Source organism: Lacunisphaera limnophila, from assembly GCF_001746835.1.
In the GTDB taxonomy this organism is placed as follows: Bacteria; Verrucomicrobiota; Verrucomicrobiia; order Opitutales; family Opitutaceae; genus Lacunisphaera; species Lacunisphaera limnophila.
On the sequence record NZ_CP016094.1, the window covers coordinates 390,442 to 407,408 of the forward strand.

The window sequence follows — 16,967 nt, forward strand, 5'->3', positions numbered from 1 at the left end:
TCCGAAAATCCCGCCTTCCACTCACACCTTCAGCCAGCGCCGCATGCCGGCGCCGACGATGGCGAGCGAGAGCAGCGAACTGACCGGCATGATGATCGCCGCGAGCAGTGGGTTCATGTGGCCGCTGACCGCCAGGCCGACGGCGAACGCATTGTAGACGACCGAGAAGACCAGCAGCGCGGTGTGGGTGCGGCGGCGCGCCGCGTTCACCGCGAAGAGCCGGCGCAGCCCGCCGATGCCCTGGCCGAGATAGTAGAAATCCGCTTTCCCCTCGAGCACGCCGCGGTGGATCACCGGGGTCCCGCGGGCGAAGGCCGTGTCAAACGCGAGGCTGTCGTTGGCGCCGTCGCCCAGCATGAGGGTGTCGCGCCGGTCTAGCATTTTCACCCACGCCGCCTTCTGCTCGGGACTCACGCCGGCGACGCCGTTGGCCGCGGGCAGCCCCAAGGCCCGGGCCATGGCCGCCACCTTGTCCGGTTGGTCGCCGCTGAGGATATAGGCCTCGAAACCATCGCGCCGCAGGGCCGCCACCTCAGCCACCGCGTCGGCCCGCACCGCGTCCTCGAATACAAAGCGCGCGAGCACGACCCCGTCGCAGGCAAATTCCGTGCCGGCCATTTCCGGCTGCCGGGCGCGGTCGTCGCACCCCGCCTTGCCACCGGCCCACCCCGCCCGCCCCAGGGTCCAGGTCCCGGCCCCCGTCTCCAGCTTCACGCCATACCCTGTTTCCTCGCTGATCACGCCCGCCAGGGGTTCCCCGCCGCCGGGACCGGCGAGCAGGTTCTCGCAGAGGCTCTGGCTCACCGGGTGCGCGTTGTCCCGGACCAGGGTGAGCAGGGCGGCGCGGGCGGTCGGGGCGAGACCGGCCAGCGCGTCCGGGTTGCGCAACACCGGCGTCTCCAAGGTGAGCGTGCCGGTCTTGTCAAAGATGAGCTTGCGGATGCGCGCCAGCCGCGGCCACAGGTCCGCCTCGCGCACAAACACGCCGTGCCGGCGCAACGCCACCGTGGCCATCTCGTCGGCCAGCGGCAGCGACAGGCCGATCGCGCAGGGACAGGACACCACGAGCACGGCGGTCACGACCGAGAAAGCGTGCACGGCATCGTGCGTGGCCAGCCACCAACCCGCGCCAGCGAGCGTCGCCGCAACAAAGATGGCGATGAGGTAGCCGCCCACCACCCGTTCCAGCCAGCGGTGGCGGAAGGCATCACGGCCGGCGGGCTGCAGCAGCTTGGCCAGCAACGAATCGGTCCACCCCTGCAGCGCGCGCAGCTGGATCTCGCCGCGCACGAGCGACACTGCCCCGGCCGGTACGCGGCCACCCTGGCGGTATTCACGCGGATCGGCCTCACCGGTGATCCAGGCGGTGCCAAAGGTCGCCGCGGACGATTCCAGCTGGGCCTCCACGGGGACTACCTGGCCCGAGCGCACGCGAAAAATGTCTCCGGGCCGCAGGTTCTCTACCGGCTGGTCCACCGCCGCGCCGGAGGGGCCGAGCACCCGCACCTTGTGCGGCCGCGCCTGCACGCTGAGCAGCCGGCGGCGGTTGTGCTCCACCGCGGCGACCTGCGCCCAGCGACCGACAAGCATCAGCAGGATGAAGGTGCCGACGAAATCGAAATAGACGTATTCCTCGCGGCCGGCGATCCAGCCGAAGAAGGAGCCGGCGTAGGCACCGAGGATGCCCACGGCGATCGGCAGGTCGATATGCAGCACCCCGCTGCGCAGCGCTCCCAGGGCCCGGCCGAAGAAGTAGCTGCCGCCCGTCAGCAGGCTCAGCGTGGCGAAAACCATCGCCAGCGTGTTGAACAGCGGGGCGTACGCGAAGGACGCCTCCATGCCGAAATACGCGGGCAGCGCAAACAGCATGATGTTCATCGAGAACGCCGCGCACAGGCCCACGCGGCGGACCAGCTGCCGGCTCTCCGGCACCGCGGGTTCCTCGCCCGGAGGCCCCACCAGATAGTTGAACCCCTGCAGGGCGCGCGCGAAAGCCACCGCGTCAAACTCCCCCCGCGCCCACTGCAACCGCATGCGCCCGACCTGGGCATCGGTCTGGATGGCGAGCGAACCCTTCTGCTGGTGAAAAATCTTCTCGATCAGCCACACGCAGCCGGCGCAGGAGATGCCCTGCACCTCGAGCATCAGAGCGGACGGACCGGGGGACTTCTCGACCTCCAGCTGCATCTCTGCCAGCCACGCGTAGTCGCGCGGCTGGAACACCACCTGGTCAACCGGCGCCACGACCGTGTCCCGGATCTTGTAATAACCCTCCAGGCCGTGCTCATGCACCAGCCGGAACACGTAGGCGCAGCCGGTGCAGCAAAAGCCGCTCTCCCGCGTGCGTTCCGTCTGCAGCGGCGTGCCGCAGTGGCGGCAAAGGTGAACGGGGGCGGCTGGCTCGGCACGCAGTCCACGCACTCGCACCGTCGGGCTCACACCCCCGTTCACCAAGTTTTTTCCGAAGAAAGTCATGTTATCTGGTCGGCGAGTTGCAGTGGGCCGGAATTCGCGCCTCAGAAACACACAAAGTCGTTCACCCCGGGGCCGCCCAGGCCGAGCGTGCCGCGCAGGCGCCACACCAGGATGGCGGCCACGACCAGAGCCATCGCGGTCTGGATCCGGCCCAGCCACACCGGGCCGATCCGCACGCGGATGAGATGGTAGTTGGCCTGTGCGAACCAGAGCAGCGGCACGGTGCCGAGGCCGAAGGCGAGGAGCGTCTCCGCCCCGCGCGCGGCGGAGCCGGACAGCAGGGCCAGCGACAGGAGGAAGTACAGCGGCCCGCAGGGCAGCAGCGGCGTGGCGATGCCGAGGAGGCCGGCGGCCCGCAGGCGCGAGCCCCCGCGCAACCGGGCCGACACCGCCCCATAGGCACGACCGAGCAGTGGCAGTTTCGGCAACCGCTGGTCGAAGCGCACCGCCACGGCCACGAAAAACAGCACGAGCAACCACGGCAGGTAGCGCATCGCGCCCTCGCCGATGAACGACAGCGGCACGCGGCCGATGCCCCCGACCAACGCGCCCAGCAACGTGTAGCCAGCCAGCCGGCTGAGATGATAGACCGTGGCCACGGTATGCGGGTCGGCCTCATCGCGCCGCGCCGGCATGAGCGAGCAAGCCAGCGGTCCGCACATGCCGGCACAGTGCAGGCTTGTGACCAGCCCGGCCAGCAGCGCGGATCCGGGGCCGGTGATGCCGGCAAGCTCGGCGGTCATGGCTTCGCCTCCTGCTTCGCCAGCGGCACCGACTGCACGTTCGCCTGCCGCGCCACCGTAAACATGACACCCCAGCCGATCACGAGCAGCAGGAAGCCGGCGCCGACCCAGAGCCAGAGGCTCCAGGCAGTCCCGCCCGAAGCGGGCGGGTTGGAGGCGGACCCCACGCCCGGGTCATTTGCCGTCATCATCATGCTCCTTCTTTGATCCGGCTGACTCGCGCGCATGCTCCACCCGCTCCTCTTCATCCTCGCGCAGCAATTTCGGATCGGGCCCCATGAACTCGACCACCCGGGACAGTTCGTAGGTGCGGTCCACATCCTCCACCTTCACGGTGAAATGGAAGGCGCCGGTGTAGCGGTGGCGGTCCACGGAGAGCACGAGGGGCGAGACCTGCTCGGCCTGCGCCGCCAGTTGGACCGGGGCGTCAAACCCGGTGAGGTGCACCCCTTCCGGCACGCCCTCGGCAGTGACGAGGTAGGTGGCCGGAATGGAGCGCTTGTTGACGAGGCGCACCATGAATTGGTTCCGCACGGCGTCCTCGCCCACGAAGTAGGCGGCCCCGCTCATGCGGTACACGAGAAAACCAGCCGGCTTGACGGTCGAGAAGGCGAAGGTGGCGACGGCGACGCCAACCAGCAGCAGGATGAAATAGACGATCGTGCGGGGCCGGACCCAGCGGGTGCGGCCGCCAGCCAGGCCGACGAAGGAATCGTAGCGCACCAAGCCCTTCGGACGGCCGACCTTCGTCATCACCTCGTCACACGCGTCGATGCACGCGGCGCAACCGATGCACTCCAGCTGCAGGCCATGGCGGATATCGATGCCGGTCGGGCAAACCTGCACGCAGCGGTTGCAGGCCACGCAGGCGCCCGCATCGGGCGTGCCCAGCTTGCCCCGTGGCTCCCCGCGCTTGGTGTCGTAGCCGATGACCATCGAGTTATCGTCGGTCAGCGCGGACTGCAGGCGGCCGTAGGGACAGATGACGATGCAAAGCTGCTCCCGGAACCAGGCGAAGTTGAAATAGAGGATGCCGGCGCTCACGAACACGAAGACGAAGGCCGCCCAGTGTTCCCCCGGGGCCGCGCTCATCATGTGCCAGACCTCGGGCAGACTCACGAAATAACTGAGGAAGAGGTGCGTGATCAGCAGCGAGGCCACGATGAACAGCCCATGCTTGGCCACGCGCTTGCCCACCTTGGCGCCCGTCAGCGGGGCTTCCTTCAAGGCGCGGCGCTCCGGGGCGTCCCCGTCGATCCAACGCTCGATCAGCCGGTAGACGTGCTCCAGATAGACCGTCTGCGGGCAGGCCCAGCCGCACCAGAGGCGGCCGAAAAGGGCGGTCAGGAAGAACAGCGCAAACCCGAGCCCCGTGAGGCCGAAGAAGAGCAGCCACGTGTCCTGGGCCGCGAGGGTGTAGCCGAAGAAGTGAAAGCGCCCCTCCGCGATGTCGATGAACACCGCCGGGTGGCCGTTGACCGGGATCCAGGGCAGGACCAGGTAAAACGCAATCAGCGCCCAGCCGCTCCAGCGGCGCGCGACGGTGAACCGCCCGCCGACATCCGCCGGATGGATGTCCCGGCGCGAGCCGTCGCTGGCGATGGTCGTGACCGAGTCGACCGAGGGCGCGAGACGCGCCTTCGGGTGCTTGGCCGACGAGGGGGTGAGTTTGGAAGGTTCGCTCATGCGTGGTTTGAGCGGGGGCCCGTTTCCCGGACGGGCCTGGCCGGACGGGGGTTATTTGGCGATCTCGACGGTGATCGGTTCGCCTTGTTTATGATGGGAGAGAAGGTAAGCGACGACCTCGGCGGTCTTTTTCTGGCCGAGCACGGGCTCCCAGGCGGGCATGCCCTTGGCCAGCACGCCACTCTTCAGGGTCGCGTAGATTTCCTTCGGCGTGCCGCCGTGGATCCAGGCCGTGTCGGTGAGGTCCGGACCAACCGCGCCGGGGTTCTCCCCCTTGCCCTTGAGGCTGGCCAGATGGCAGGCCACGCAGAGCGAGTTAACGGTCGCCTTGCCGGCCTCGGTGAAGACCGGGTTGGCGCTCATGTCCCAGAAGAGCTGATCGTTGGTGACATCGATGGACGAGGCCATCTTGGCGGCGGCGATCTGCGCCATCGCGGCGTCCACCCGGGCGCCATCCGTCGGCAGGATCTTGGCGATCATGTGGGCGAACCAGAACACGATGGAGAAGGCGATGGCGCCGTACAAGGTGTTCAGCCACCAGTTGGGCAGGCGCTGATCGAACTCCTGGATGCCGTCATAGATGTGCGGCCGGAGGGCGGGACCGTTCTGGTCCGGAGGCGGCGTCGGGTGCGAATTCATGAAGGGAGATCAGTCGGTTTCGAAGGGCAGGTTGGCCATCCGCTCGCCCTGGGCGGGCTTCATGCGCGAGGCGCGCCAGGCGGCGGCGAGGAAAACGATCGACGCCACGGCGAGGGCGACGACGGGGAAAATGAGCTGCCAGTCTTCGTAGATGATGCGGCGGAACATGGGAGGATGGGGTTGAAGTGAGAGTGAACGTGAGGGTGAGTGGGTGCGGAGGTTGGCCGGTGTTCTTGGTCCTTGTTACTTGGCACTTGTGACTTGGGCGCCCGTCGCCTGCCACTTCTTGCCCAGCGACTGCAGGTAGGCGGTGAGGGCGACGATTTCCTTGTTGGGCTCGGTGAAGCGGCCCTGGTCGCGCAGTTCTTGCGTGATCTGCTTGGCCTGCGCCTTGGCGAGGGCGTCAATCTCGGCGGGGGACCAGTTGGGGAACGGGACGCCCAGCATGCGCTGCACGCGGATCTTGGACGGGAGCGCGGCGTAATCGGTCTCCTGCTCATGCAGCCAGGTGTAGGCCGGCATGTTCGAGCCCGTCGAGATGGCGCGCGGGTCGCGCATGTGGTCGTAGTGCCAGGCGTGGTTGTATTTGCCGCCGACGCGCGCGAGGTCGGGACCGGCGCGGCGGGAGCCCCACTGGTACGGGTGATCCCAGATGGACTCGCCGAGGCGGGAGTAGTCGCCGTAGCGCATGACGTCCGGCACCAGGGTGCGGATCATCTGGGAGTGGCAGGTGTAGCAGCCCTCGCGGACGAAGAGGTCGCGGCCGGCGAGCTCAAGCGGGGTGTAGACGGCGGCGACCCGGTCCTCGGTCTGGAGCCGGCGCTCGATGGTGAGCATCGGGATGATCTGGATCAGGCCGCCCACGGCGACCGCCAGGAAGGTGAGGACGGTGAACGGCAGGGCGTTCAGCAGGAGCTTGTCGTACCACTCGCCCCAGGACTTGCCGCGGCTCTGGAAATGGCCGATGGCGAGGAGCACGCAGAAGGCGGTGGCGACCAGGCCGAGGATGTTGAGCCAGCCGGTGGTGAACATCCAGATGAAGGCGGCCAGACAGCCCAGGGTGCTGAAGATGACCGGGGCGTTGAAGATCGTGGCGCCGGCGCTGAGCGTCTCCTCGGGGGTGTGCTTCTCGACGTAGACTTCCATCGAGCCGTTGACCACCTGGGCGCCGCGGATGGACCGGAAGATGTTGTAGGCCATGATCAGGAAGCCCGTAAGGTACGCGCCGCCGCCGACCACGCGCAGCAGCATCAGGAAGCGGATCGAGTTCAGCGTCTCGAGGAAGTTGGGGTACTTCAGGATCGTGCCGCCCTCGGCCGTGGCGTTGAGCATGAGGCCCTGGGTGATACCCGAGGCCCACATGGCGCCCATGTAGAGCAGGATGCCGAACATCCCGAGCCAGAAGTGCAGGTTGGCCAGCGACTGCGAGTGCAGCGGCCGGTTCCAGAGGCGCGGCACGAGCCAGTAGAACATGCCGGCCGCCATGAAGCCGTTCCACCCGAGCGCGCCGCCGTGGACGTGGCCGATGATCCAGTCGGAATAATGCGCGAGGGCGTTGACCGACTTGATCGAGAGGAGCGGCCCCTCGAAGGTGGCCATGCCGTAGAAGGTGACGCCGGCGGCGAAGAACTTGATGACCGGGTCGGTGCGGAGCTTGCCCCACGCGCCGCGCAGGGTGAGCAGACCGTTCAGCATGCCGCCCCAGGAGGGCGCCCAGAGCATGAGTGAGAAGGTCATGCCGAGGAGCTGGAGCCAGTTGGGCAGCGCGGTGTTGAGGAGATGGTGGGGGCCGGCCCAGATGTAGAGGAAGACCAGCGACCAGAAGTGGATGACCGAGAGCCGGTACGAGTACACCGGCCGTTCCGCCGCCTTCGGCAGGAAGTAATACATGATGCCCAGGATCGGCGTGGTCAGGAAGAAGGCCACGGCGTTGTGCCCGTACCACCACTGGACCAGGCCGTCCTGCACGCCGCCGAAGACCGGGTAGCTGTGCACCCACGAGGTCGGGATCGACAGGTGGTTGACGATGTAGAGCATCGCCACGGTGATGATCGTCGCGATGTAGAACCAGATGGCGACGTAGAGGGACTTCTCGTGGCGCTTCGCCAGGGTCCAGAAGAAGTTGACCGCAAAGACGACCCAGATGAGCGCGACCGCGATGTTGATGGGCCAGATGAGCTCCGCGTATTCCTTGCCGCGGGTGAGGCCGAGCGGGAGGGTGATTGCGGCCGAGACGATGATCAGCTGCCAGCCCCAGAAGTGGAGGTTCGACAGGAAGTCGCTAGCGAGGCGGGCCTTCACCAGGCGCTGCGTCGAGTAGTAAACGCCGGCGAACATCATGTTGCCGACGAAGGCGAAGATCACCGCGTTGGTGTGCAGCGGGCGGAGGCGGCCGAAGCTCAGCCACTGCTGGCCGAAGTTCACCTGCCAGAAATTGAGCTGGGTCGCGATGAGCACGCCGACCAGCATGCCGACGGCCCCCCAGATGACCGAGGCGAGCAGGAACTGCCGCACGATCTTGTCGTTGAATTCAATGATGGTTTTTTGTCCGGTCGTCATGGGAGATTCGGGAGGGGGTTCAGAAATAGGCGGGTTCCTGGGCATCGAGGCGCTGCAGGCAGCCGCGGCAGGGGGGGCGGACGCCACGCCGGCAGCCGCAGCCGCCGGAGGCGTGGGCCGCGGGGGCGGGAGTGACGGGGGCGGTCGGGCGGGCGGGCACGATCAACGGCGTCTCATCGGCGAGCGGGAGCAGGGAATCCCGCTCGGGGCTGGTCAGGTGGCGGCGGCGCTGCTCGCGGGCAAAAAGCACCACGAAGGTGCCGGCCAGGAGCAGGCTGAAGAATATAGTGAGGGGGATGACAGACATGGCGTGGATATGTCTGCTTTACCCTAGTCTTTTCCCTGGGGGTCCGGCTGCGCATCCCTTGCTCTAGACGCGGCAGGCCTTGTCAAAAAATGCGTGGCCACGTGGACCGAGTGCCGGAGCCGGGCCTGGGCGCTGAACCAAAACTCTTCATCGCGGCCGGGCGGGCAGCCCGCCTGCTCCCACAGCAGGTAGGCCGCGTGCTGGATGTCACGTTCACTGGGCTCCGGGGCCGGGGCGCGGGGCGGGCGGGCTTTCATGCCGCCACTGTAACTGCCTCGGGACGGACCGGCTCCGCGCCCCTTGGCCTTCGTGCCGCGATGCTTGTCCAAGATATGCGCAGAGCCCGCCAACGGCTGCGGCGCAGCGGACTCGTCCCTGTGGCATCCTGCCGGCGTGACTCCTGCACTCGTCCAAAGCCTGGCTGCGCTTTGTCCCGCCATTAAAAAGGAGTGGGGTCAGCTGCTGCACGGTGAGCCGACGATCACGCCGCTGGGCCGTCCCGATACCCTGATGTACCTGATGGATGCGACGCTGGCCCAGCTCTTCTCGGGCCTGGAAACGGGGTCGAACCGCTCGACACAGCAGTGGCTGCGGCGCTGCACGCCGCTGATCGGGCCGGTGCACGGTTACTGCGCGTGCGGGCTCAACCCGCTGCTGAAATATTTCACCACCGGCGAGCTGGCGCTGCACGCCGCCGCCGGGCCGCTGCTCGGCAAGGAACTGGAGGAGGTGCTGCTGCTCTTCCGCGCCCTCGCCCAGCAGGAAATCCAGACCCTTTGTTCCGTCTGCCAGCACAAGGGCGTGCCCGGCTGCTGCGAGATGGCGGACAAATCAGCCGGCTCGTCCGAGGCCCGCGCGCATTAACCGGCCGCGGAACGCCGGTGGAGCTTGTCGCGCCAGGTGGTCGGCGCCTCGCCCGCAATCTTGCGGAATACGCGATTGAACTGAGACAGAGACTGGAACCCCGCCTCGTAGGCCGCCTCGCTGATGCGCTTGTGCGGGTTGAGGAGGAGGTTCTTCACCTTTTCGATGCGCACCCGCGCGAGGTAGTCGGTGAAGGTGAGGCCGGTGGCCTGCTTGAACATCTTGCAGAAATAAAACGCGCTGGTGTTCACCGCCCCGGCCACCTGCCGCAGGGACATCTCCTCGCTCTGGTGCTCGGCGATGAAGACCTTGGCCCGCGAGATCATGGGGGACTCGGCCTGCTTGGCGGAGACCATGAGTTCGTTGCTGAGCGTGGCGAGATGCTGGGCGAAGATGGTCAGCAGCCGGAGCACCGCCTCGTATTGCTTCTTTTCCAGCACGCGGGTCTGGAAATAGGCCTCCTCCAGCCGCTTCAGGTCACAATCCACCCCGAAATTGATCAGCTCGCGAGTGAACTTCTTGAACTCCCGCTGGCTCGGCGTGTGCAGCAGGATCTGACCGGTCTGCAGGAAGGCGACGAGGTTCTCCCCCACCCGCACCGGCACGGCGGAGTCGCAGAGACCGGCAAAGCACTTGAGGGTCTTCGGCTCCATGCGCGCTTCCTGCTCGACGCGTTTCTGCAGTTGCAGGCAGGCGGAGCAGGTCTGGTTGGTCTTGGCCAGGAGGGCACAGAACGGATTTTCGTTGGGATCCGTGTGGTGCGGCAGGTCAAAGGCCTCGATGGGCCGCAGATTGATCGGCAAACCCGTCGTTTCGCGGAAGGCCTTCTCGTAATCCTTGTAAATCTCCGAATCGTGGAGCTGGCGGACCAGTTCCCGGCTTTGTCGGACATTGTCGGATGGGGTTACCACGGACGCACTCAAACGTCCTATCCGGCCATGTGCAAATAAGATATTACCCCACCGCACCGTCACCAGTGCGGCTAAGCAGGCCCAATAGCGGCGTTTCTAGCCCCGGCGGGCTTGGCGCCGGCTCACGGGGGGGACCACGAGGACTGGACAGGGTGCCTGCATGAGGACCCCATGGGTGGTACTGCCGACGAGCAGGTCATAAATCGCCCCGTGGCCGTGTGAGCCCATCACAATGTAGGCCGCCCGGGCCGAGACCGCCTTGGCCAGGATCGCCGCCACGGGTGCCCCGCTCCGCTGCACGGTCGTGGCGCGGACCCCGCGCTTGCCGCAATGCCGGTCCAGCGCCCGCAGGCTGCGCGCGGCGGTTTTGCCCGCCACCTCGGTGAGTTCGGTCAACTGGCCGGCGTCAAAGGCGTACACATCGCTCAGCATGACCGGCGGCGGGGGTACGACATGCATCAGGATCAACCGCCCATCCACCCGCCGCGCCAGCTCACAGGCCGCGTTGCACACCTGCACCGCCGCCGGGGAAAGATCGAGGGGTACCAGGATCGTCTTCATGCCCCCACTATACTCCCTTGGCCCGCGGATGCCGGGCGGATCTTGCGACGGTTTCCGCGCCGGTTGCGGGCGTTACAATCAGCCGGCGATGCGGGCCAGCGCCCGCGGGAACAGGACGTTGTTCTCCTTGTGCACATGGTGGTGCAGGTCGGCCTCGAGTTGGGCCAGCCCGGCGAGCATCGCGCGGTGCGTGTTGCAGGCGTCGGCGTCGGGCGCAAAGCCGTCGGTGAGCTCGCGCAGCCGCTCGAGCGCGCGGCCGGCGTCGGCATGCTCGGCCTCCATGCAAGCGATGGGCTCGGCAATGCTCGCGTGGAACCCGCCGCGCACCCCGGCGTCAATCTGCCGCACGAGGGGGAACAGCACGACCTCCTCCTTCTGCATATGGGCGAGCATGTCGCTCGCGAGGTCCTGCACCGTGGCGGCCAGCTCCGCGAGGCGCGCGTCGCGCCAGCCGTGCTTGGTGGCCACGCGGGCGGACATCTCCACCAGGCGCGGCAGCTCGGCCTTGAGGTAGCGGTGGTGGGACTGCTCGATGTGGTCGGCGAGCTGGCTGAGGGAAAGGGTGGCGGCGTTGACCTCGGCCGGGCCGGCGGCAAGCGCGGCGGTCGCCGCCTCCAGCAGGCCGATGACGGTCAGCACGGAAAGCCCGCGCGAGTCGCTGGCGGCGGCGAGGCTCTGCTTGCCGCCGCAGCAATAGTCGAGGCGCAGTTCTTCAAAGACGCGGGCGAGCGAGGGGCACGCGGCAACGAGGTCGCCGATGCGTGATTCCGGGGTGATGGCAGGCAGGGTCGTGGTGGGCATGGCGTCCACTCTACCCCGCCCCCGCCGTCCCGGCCTTGAGCTGGGTCAAGCATCCTTCGATCCGCTGGTTTGATTGGTGGGTCAGCGCGCTCGCGGCGGGTCGAAATACATCGGACGGCCTTGGGGTAGGAGCCTGCTTGCAGGCGAATCACGGCCTCAACCGCGGGTGCAGGCCCGGAATCGCCTGCAAGCAGGCTCCTACAGGCATACGCTGGGCCCCCGCCAACCTCTCCGCACCCTGAGCCCGACGGCCCTCAACCTTCGCCGAGGTTCCGGCGCAGCATGGCGACCAGGCGGGCGGGCTCGTGCACCGTGATGGTCTTGGCGGCGACCGTGATGAGGGCGCCGTCGCGCAGGCGCGCCAGGGTGCGGGACAGGGTCTCGCTGCTCGTGCCGAGCTCGGCGGCCAGCACCCGCTTGGTGCCCGGCAGCTGGATCACGCCGGCCCGGGCGCCGCGGTGGTGCTTCACCAGCCAGTTGAGCAGGCGGGATTCCACATCCTTCAGCGTGAGGTCGTCGAGGGCGCCGACCAACACCCGCAGGTGCGCGCTCATCGAGCCGAGCATGCGCAGCGCGAGGTCGGGGCGTCGGCCGATGAGCTCGAGGATCGGCGCCTTGGGGATGAGCAGGACCGCCGACGGCTCGACCGCGCGCGCATTGGCCGGGTAGCCCGTGGGCGCGGCCAAGGCGGCCTCGGCGAACGACTCGCCCATCCGGAAAACATGGATCACCTGCTCCTTGCCCGCCGCGCTGACCCGGTGCACGTTGATCGCCCCGGCCTGCACGACGTAGAAGCCGCGCGAGGCCTCGCCCTCGTGGAACAGGTAATCGTCCTTCGCCAGCCGCAGCACCTGGGTGAAGCCCGCGATGGCGGTCAGATCCTCGGGGGAAAGTCCGGTGAAGAGCTGGCAGCAACGCAACGAGCTGACCAAGCCGGTGAGCTTGAGTTCGACGGAGCGGGGTGCGGTCGGCATTGTTGGGAACCTGCCCGGCCTTCCCCGCCAAGTCGCGCTGAAAATGAGCCCCCATCCAAAGCAGGAGGGCCACAAATGGCGCAAAATACTTTCGCCCTGCAGAGGGTATCGCGCGAGTTTCCAAAGCGGCGGCCAGGATGACACTTGCTCCGGCCAATCGCCGCCATGCCATACCGAAGGGTCGTTTCCATCTCCGCGGCGAAGGTGGAGCCCGACCTTCAGCCGTCGCCAAGCCTAGGGCTGACAGGCCGGGCGGGCTTCGGGCGAACGCGGCCTCAATCAACCTGCCCGGAGGTCAGGTTCCACCAGTCAGATCTTCCGCCGGCGATCGCCCGTCTTGACCAGATAACGCCCGCTGCGGCATCAAGGCCCCCATGCAGGGCCATGAACTCCTCGCCACCCTCAACTCCCTGACCGCGCACCGGGCGGTCGCGGCCGTGCTGCGGCATGCCGCGCGGCACCCGATCATCGATCCCCGCGAACCGCTCGCGGCGGAGCTGACCGCGGAGGGTCTCCAGGACGCGGAAGCCTTCGGGGCGAGGATCACCGGCTTTGACCGGCTGCGGGTCTTCCACAGTCCCGTGAAGCGCTGCCAGCAGACCGCCGAGCGCATCGCCGCGGGCGCGGGCCGGGCCGGTCTGGCGGTCGAGCTCGTCGGCCCGCAACCGGAGCTGGGCGTCGCCTATATCCTCGACCAGGTCGAGACCGGGCGCCTGAGCGGCGTGCACGGCGAACATTTCGTGCGCCTGTGGTTCACCAACCAGGTGCCGGTCGCATTCATCGAGCGAGGGCCGGATGTGGCCCGGCGCAAACTGGCCTATTTGCAGTCACGTTTGCGCGATCCGTCTGATTCCGGCCGGCGGCTTGACCTGCACATTTCGCACGATTGGAACGTGATCATCCTGCGCGAGCTCCTGCTCGGCGTGCGCCACGAGGAGGCGGGCTGGGCCCCGTTCCTCGACGGCGTGGCCTTCACCCTCGAGGCGGAAAAGCTCCGCGCCTTCTATCGGGAGAGGAAAGCGGTGGTGCCGTGACTTAACCAACGAAGCCGGATGGTTTGCCCAATCCTGTAGCGGCGGTCTATGACCGCCGAAACGAGGGTGGCGCGGCGCCCGACGGCGGTCATAGACCGCCGCTACACCAAGCTTGGATTTGCTCCGTCCTTTGGGTCTCTGTGTCTTTGTGGTCAAGCGACAGGCTTGGCCGGCGGCGTCGCCTGCGTGATCAGGATGGTCAGGTCCTCGAGCGCGCGCACGGCGTGCGGCAGTTTCGGCGGCATATGCAGGAGATCTCCGGCGTTCATGACCTGCTTGCGATCGGGAAAGGTAAACTCACAGGCGCCGGCCAGCACCTGGACGAGGGCCCGGGCGGGCGTGGTGTGCTCCGACAGCTCCTGCCCCGCGGCGAAGCGGAACAGCGTGACGCGCAGGCCCGGCGCGGTGAGCACGGCCTGGCTGACGATGCCGTGGGCGACATTCTGCGCTGGCGCCTGCAGGGAGCAGACGGCGGCTTGATCGGGGGCGAGGAGGGCGGAGGAAGACATGGTGGGATGAGGGGGCGGTGTCCTCCACCCTACCCCATCCGCGCGGGCGGCGCCTTGATGCAGGTCATGGTTTGGGCGGATGGATCGTCTTCCCCGTCTTCCCCTGTAGGGTCGCTGCTTGCGGCGACCTCGTGGGCGAGGTCGGCGCAAGCGCCGACCCTACAAAGGCCGCCTTCCCCTGGAGCCGGGGTGCCCTCACCCCGGTGGCGGGCCATGGGCCGGTCGGAGACCGGCCCTACTTCAACGCCCCGGTGCCGGCGGCGGTGGCGGGCCTCGTGTCGCGGCCGACGGCGAGCTCGCCCTGGCGGGCATAGTCGATGGCCTCGGCGAGGATGCGCGCGGCCTCCTGCGGGGCGTGGAAACCCATGGAGTTCTCCGCGGAGATGAAGTCGAGGCGCCACTGCGCCTTGCGGTGCAGATCGCGCGCGGCCTTGAGCTGCTCATCGGTCGCGCCGGCCCGATTCGCGGCGGCGATGGCATCCAGCAGGCCGATGACGGCGGTCTCGCCCCGGTTGAGGAGCGCGACGTTGCGGTCCTGCACCTGCAGGGCGCGGGACTTGATCTCCTGCTCGGGGATGCGGTGACAGACCTGGCAGGACTGGGCGATGTTGAGGAGCGGCGAGCGGACATGGTGGTTGCTGACCTTGATCGCGCCCTCGCGCACGTAGGGCATGTGACAGTCGGCGCAGGAGACGCCGCTGCGGGCGTGGATGCCCTGGCTCCACAGCTCGAACTCGGGATGCTGGGCCTTGAGGATCGGCGCGCCGCTCTCGGTGTTCTTGAAATCCACGTGCTTCACCTCGTCGTAATAGGCCTCGATCTGCTCGACCTTGAGGCCCTTGTCCCACGGGTAGGTGACGAGCTTGCCCTCGCCCTTGAAGTAATACTCGACGTGGCATTGGGCGCAGACCATCGAGCGCATCTCCTGGCGCGTGGCGTCGGTGTTGGGCTCGTAGCGGCCCTCGCGGCCGTCGCGGCGCCAGCGCTCGATGCTGGGCAGGTGGGGCGTCGGGTAGTCGGAGTTGGCCAGCGCGCGGATGCCGTTGAGGAAACCGGGGCGGTTGACGCGGAGGCTCATCGTGTCGGCGTCGTGGCAGTCCACGCAGGACACGGGATGGGCCACGAGCTTGGTCGCCTCGGTGTAGGGCATGGCACAGACGACCTCGAAACCCTTCTGGATCTGCTCCTCCCAATGCTCCTTGCCCGCGGGCACGCCGGCCTTGATGCCCTCGCTGATGTAGGCGTTGAGCGTCGAGGCGTGGCACTGGAGGCAGGCGCCGGGCTGCTTGAAGTTCTTCACGCGCTCGGTCTCGCGCTGGTCGAGCAGCATGTAGGCGTGGCCGCGCTCCTCGCGGTAATCCACCCCGAAGGCGTAGCCGGCGAACAGGCGGCGCCACACCGGGTCCTCGTCGAGATGCTGGAAGGCTTCGCTGCCGCCGTGGTTCGTGCGCTCGGTGTCAACCGTGCGCTTGTAGCTGTCGTACTGGCGCGGGTAGTTCTTGCCCCAGACGGCGGGGTCCTCCGTCTGGTCGCTGACCTCGACGACGCGGAAGACGTCCTTGGTGGCCTCGGCCTTCCGGGTGACGACGTTCTGATAGAGCATCAGGATCAGGAAGGCGGCGCCGGCCGAGGCGGCGAGGAGGACGACGTAGACCCAGGTGGCGAGGCCGCGCTGGCGGGAGGCGGGGGAGGTATTCATGGCGGGAGGGGAGAGAATCGAGGTTAGTGCAGCACGGTTGAACGCGAAGATGGCCCGAACTTAGCCACACCCCGCACCGTTATCCTGGGCCGTGCGCAGGATCCAAGACCGGGGAAGTGGGCGGTGAGCTTGCTCACGCCACGAATACCTTGTTGTGCTCGTGGCGCCAGCCCCTCGACAGGCTCGGGGCCCTGAGCCTGTCGAACGGGCAAGCTGGCCGCCCACCCGCCGGATCCTTCGCACGGCCCAGGATGACGCGCGCGTTGGTGTGGTTCTGATTCGGGTGTCTTCGGGTTCATTCGTGGTTGTTGAATGAAAGAGTTACTTCAGCGGGCCGTGGCCGACCTCGCGGTGGCAGTGGAGGCAGTCGAGCATCTTCTGCGGGTCGCCCGGGTGGGTGTTGATGCCGTCCACGATCTGCTCGTGGCAGCCGACGCAGTTGGCCTGGAGCACGGCGACGTTGTGGCGGCGGATCATGATCGGCTCGTGAAAGTCCTGGAGCGTGAACCCCTTCGAGTGCCAGAAGCCGTTCTCCGCCTTGCTGAGGTATTTTGGGATGAAGCCGTGCGGGGTGTGGCAGTCGTTGCAGGTGGCGACGGTGTGGTGCGGGCCCTTCAGCCAGCCGTCGAACTGCTCGCGCATGATGTGGCAGTTCACGCAGGCGGTCGGGTCGTTGGAGAAATACGACAGCCCGTGCGCGTAGGTGAACGTGTAGGTGCCGAGGCCCGCGAACAGCCCCAGCGTGGCCGTGATGGCCAGCAGGAAGAGCGTGCGGGAGCGGGGCGTGGGCAACGTCATGGGACGCGGGGGTGCCGGGCAGCCTGACGCGGCGCCGGTCGCCGCCAAGCCTGCAGATCGGCCGTTGCCGTTATGTCACGCATCGTCATTCCTTCCAGAAATTCACGGCCCACGCGCCGTCGGCCCGTCGTTCCATGGTCGAGCCGAAGCCCTCGCTCTTGAGCAGCTCGATGAGGGGCGCGGGCATGAAGGGCGCGATGATCGTGACCCCCTGCCCCGCCCCGAGCCCGTCCACGCGGGCGCGGATGAGGGCGAAGGGTTCCTCGCCGCGCGCGAGCAGCGGCCGGACGTCGAAGGTTTTGAAATGGTGCGGTTTCATGGGCGCGAGGGAGGCGGAGGATCCAAGCCAACCCTACCGCCTTCCGGGATGCAACGCCTTGACGCAAGTCATGCCGCGGCCCGATTCG

The 16,967-nt window shown here is 67.5% G+C and carries 19 protein-coding genes; 2 read left to right on the forward strand and 17 right to left on the reverse strand.

The window, feature by feature from the left end; translation table 11 throughout:
* Positions 1–21: 21 nt before the first annotated feature.
* The 9 genes from Verru16B_RS01695 to Verru16B_RS19210 form a co-directional block, all read right to left on the reverse strand.
* Entirely contained in the window at positions 22–2,421 is a 2,400-nt protein-coding gene (locus Verru16B_RS01695) for a heavy metal translocating P-type ATPase metal-binding domain-containing protein (protein ID WP_237023457.1), read from the reverse strand.
* Positions 2,422–2,516: 95 nt separating this feature from the next.
* The gene (locus Verru16B_RS01700; RefSeq protein ID WP_069960666.1) at positions 2,517–3,218 is read right to left on the reverse strand and encodes a sulfite exporter TauE/SafE family protein; all 702 of its coding nucleotides are present in this window, start codon (positions 3,216–3,218) and stop codon (positions 2,517–2,519) included.
* Positions 3,215–3,412 carry a hypothetical protein gene (locus tag Verru16B_RS18190; protein WP_157772117.1) on the reverse strand — a complete coding sequence of 66 codons (198 nt, stop codon included), beginning with the start codon at positions 3,410–3,412 and terminating at the stop codon, positions 3,215–3,217. The genes Verru16B_RS01700 and Verru16B_RS18190 overlap by 4 nt, the downstream gene beginning before the upstream one ends.
* Positions 3,393–4,904 carry a cytochrome c oxidase accessory protein CcoG gene (ccoG, locus tag Verru16B_RS01705; protein ID WP_069960667.1) on the reverse strand — a complete coding sequence of 504 codons (1,512 nt, stop codon included), beginning with the start codon at positions 4,902–4,904 and terminating at the stop codon, positions 3,393–3,395. Before ccoG ends, Verru16B_RS18190 begins: the two co-directional genes overlap by 20 nt.
* 51 nt (positions 4,905–4,955) lie before the next feature.
* On the reverse strand, positions 4,956–5,543 hold the full coding sequence (locus tag Verru16B_RS01710; RefSeq protein ID WP_069960668.1) for a cbb3-type cytochrome c oxidase N-terminal domain-containing protein: 588 nt from the start codon (positions 5,541–5,543) through the stop codon (positions 4,956–4,958).
* Between the two features lie 9 nt (positions 5,544–5,552).
* Positions 5,553–5,711, reverse strand: a complete 159-nt coding sequence (locus Verru16B_RS18195; protein WP_157772118.1) for a hypothetical protein — start codon at positions 5,709–5,711, stop codon at positions 5,553–5,555.
* Between the two features lie 75 nt (positions 5,712–5,786).
* The gene (ccoN, locus tag Verru16B_RS01715; protein WP_069960669.1) at positions 5,787–8,102 is read right to left on the reverse strand and encodes a cytochrome-c oxidase, cbb3-type subunit I; all 2,316 of its coding nucleotides are present in this window, start codon (positions 8,100–8,102) and stop codon (positions 5,787–5,789) included.
* A gap of 19 nt (positions 8,103–8,121) precedes the next feature.
* On the reverse strand, positions 8,122–8,409 hold the full coding sequence (locus tag Verru16B_RS01720) for a hypothetical protein (RefSeq protein ID WP_069960670.1): 288 nt from the start codon (positions 8,407–8,409) through the stop codon (positions 8,122–8,124).
* Positions 8,410–8,432: 23 nt separating this feature from the next.
* Positions 8,433–8,849 (reverse strand): DUF2934 domain-containing protein, encoded by a 417-nt coding sequence (locus tag Verru16B_RS19210; protein ID WP_343125091.1) that lies wholly within the window; start codon positions 8,847–8,849, stop codon positions 8,433–8,435.
* Here Verru16B_RS19210 and Verru16B_RS01725 point away from each other — a divergent pair.
* Entirely contained in the window at positions 8,803–9,273 is a 471-nt protein-coding gene (locus tag Verru16B_RS01725) for a hypothetical protein (RefSeq protein WP_157772120.1), read from the forward strand. The two genes, Verru16B_RS19210 and Verru16B_RS01725, sit on opposite strands and share 47 nt — an antisense overlap.
* On the opposite strand, the gene Verru16B_RS01730 is transcribed toward Verru16B_RS01725, so the two are convergent.
* The 4 genes from Verru16B_RS01730 to Verru16B_RS01745 all read right to left on the reverse strand — a co-directional run bounded on the left by Verru16B_RS01730 (position 9,270) and on the right by Verru16B_RS01745 (position 12,520).
* On the reverse strand, positions 9,270–10,184 hold the full coding sequence (locus tag Verru16B_RS01730) for a PocR ligand-binding domain-containing protein (RefSeq protein WP_069960672.1): 915 nt from the start codon (positions 10,182–10,184) through the stop codon (positions 9,270–9,272). The two genes, Verru16B_RS01725 and Verru16B_RS01730, sit on opposite strands and share 4 nt — an antisense overlap.
* Positions 10,185–10,280: 96 nt before the next feature.
* The gene (locus Verru16B_RS01735; RefSeq protein ID WP_069960673.1) at positions 10,281–10,745 is read right to left on the reverse strand and encodes a universal stress protein; all 465 of its coding nucleotides are present in this window, start codon (positions 10,743–10,745) and stop codon (positions 10,281–10,283) included.
* 78 nt (positions 10,746–10,823) lie between these two features.
* Complete coding sequence (ric, locus tag Verru16B_RS01740; RefSeq protein WP_069960674.1) at positions 10,824–11,546, reverse strand: iron-sulfur cluster repair di-iron protein; 723 nt, start codon at positions 11,544–11,546, stop codon at positions 10,824–10,826.
* A 254-nt stretch (positions 11,547–11,800) separates the two neighbouring features.
* Positions 11,801–12,520, reverse strand: a complete 720-nt coding sequence (locus tag Verru16B_RS01745; protein WP_069960675.1) for a Crp/Fnr family transcriptional regulator — start codon at positions 12,518–12,520, stop codon at positions 11,801–11,803.
* Between the two features lie 374 nt (positions 12,521–12,894).
* On the opposite strand from Verru16B_RS01745, the gene Verru16B_RS01750 reads away from it, so the two are divergent.
* A complete protein-coding gene (locus Verru16B_RS01750; RefSeq protein WP_069960676.1) occupies positions 12,895–13,554 on the forward strand; it encodes a histidine phosphatase family protein in 660 nt (219 codons plus the stop codon).
* A gap of 152 nt (positions 13,555–13,706) precedes the next feature.
* Here Verru16B_RS01750 and Verru16B_RS01755 read toward each other — a convergent pair whose 3' ends face one another.
* The 4 genes from Verru16B_RS01755 to Verru16B_RS01770 all read right to left on the reverse strand — a co-directional run bounded on the left by Verru16B_RS01755 (position 13,707) and on the right by Verru16B_RS01770 (position 16,879).
* Positions 13,707–14,063 (reverse strand): cupin domain-containing protein, encoded by a 357-nt coding sequence (locus tag Verru16B_RS01755; RefSeq protein ID WP_069960677.1) that lies wholly within the window; start codon positions 14,061–14,063, stop codon positions 13,707–13,709.
* 235 nt (positions 14,064–14,298) lie between these two features.
* Entirely contained in the window at positions 14,299–15,762 is a 1,464-nt protein-coding gene (locus Verru16B_RS01760; protein ID WP_069960678.1) for an ammonia-forming cytochrome c nitrite reductase subunit c552, read from the reverse strand.
* 321 nt (positions 15,763–16,083) lie between these two features.
* On the reverse strand, positions 16,084–16,560 hold the full coding sequence (gene nrfH / locus Verru16B_RS01765; RefSeq protein ID WP_069960679.1) for a cytochrome c nitrite reductase small subunit: 477 nt from the start codon (positions 16,558–16,560) through the stop codon (positions 16,084–16,086).
* Positions 16,561–16,645: 85 nt separating this feature from the next.
* The gene (locus Verru16B_RS01770) at positions 16,646–16,879 is read right to left on the reverse strand and encodes a DUF2249 domain-containing protein (RefSeq protein WP_069960680.1); all 234 of its coding nucleotides are present in this window, start codon (positions 16,877–16,879) and stop codon (positions 16,646–16,648) included.
* Between the last annotated feature and the right edge of the window lie 88 nt (positions 16,880–16,967).

Bases quoted from the DNA above. Each gene is read 5' to 3' on its own strand.
- Verru16B_RS01700 (WP_069960666.1), bottom strand. From the start codon at position 3,218: ATGACCGCCGAGCTTGCCGGCATCACCGGCCCCGGATCCGCGCTGCTG.
- Verru16B_RS18190 (WP_157772117.1), bottom strand. From the start codon at position 3,412: ATGATGATGACGGCAAATGACCCGGGCGTGGGGTCCGCCTCCAACCCG.
- ccoG (WP_069960667.1), bottom strand. From the start codon at position 4,904: ATGAGCGAACCTTCCAAACTCACCCCCTCGTCGGCCAAGCACCCGAAG.
- Verru16B_RS01710 (WP_069960668.1), bottom strand. From the start codon at position 5,543: ATGAATTCGCACCCGACGCCGCCTCCGGACCAGAACGGTCCCGCCCTC.
- Verru16B_RS18195 (WP_157772118.1), bottom strand. From the start codon at position 5,711: ATGTTCCGCCGCATCATCTACGAAGACTGGCAGCTCATTTTCCCCGTC.
- ccoN (WP_069960669.1), bottom strand. From the start codon at position 8,102: ATGACGACCGGACAAAAAACCATCATTGAATTCAACGACAAGATCGTG.
- Verru16B_RS01720 (WP_069960670.1), bottom strand. From the start codon at position 8,409: ATGTCTGTCATCCCCCTCACTATATTCTTCAGCCTGCTCCTGGCCGGC.
- Verru16B_RS19210 (WP_343125091.1), bottom strand. From the start codon at position 8,849: ATGGCGGGACAAAGCGCAGCCAGGCTTTGGACGAGTGCAGGAGTCACG.
- Verru16B_RS01735 (WP_069960673.1), bottom strand. From the start codon at position 10,745: ATGAAGACGATCCTGGTACCCCTCGATCTTTCCCCGGCGGCGGTGCAG.
- ric (WP_069960674.1), bottom strand. From the start codon at position 11,546: ATGCCCACCACGACCCTGCCTGCCATCACCCCGGAATCACGCATCGGC.
- Verru16B_RS01745 (WP_069960675.1), bottom strand. From the start codon at position 12,520: ATGCCGACCGCACCCCGCTCCGTCGAACTCAAGCTCACCGGCTTGGTC.
- Verru16B_RS01750 (WP_069960676.1), top strand. From the start codon at position 12,895: ATGCAGGGCCATGAACTCCTCGCCACCCTCAACTCCCTGACCGCGCAC.
- Verru16B_RS01755 (WP_069960677.1), bottom strand. From the start codon at position 14,063: ATGTCTTCCTCCGCCCTCCTCGCCCCCGATCAAGCCGCCGTCTGCTCC.
- Verru16B_RS01760 (WP_069960678.1), bottom strand. From the start codon at position 15,762: ATGAATACCTCCCCCGCCTCCCGCCAGCGCGGCCTCGCCACCTGGGTC.
- nrfH (WP_069960679.1), bottom strand. From the start codon at position 16,560: ATGACGTTGCCCACGCCCCGCTCCCGCACGCTCTTCCTGCTGGCCATC.
- Verru16B_RS01770 (WP_069960680.1), bottom strand. From the start codon at position 16,879: ATGAAACCGCACCATTTCAAAACCTTCGACGTCCGGCCGCTGCTCGCG.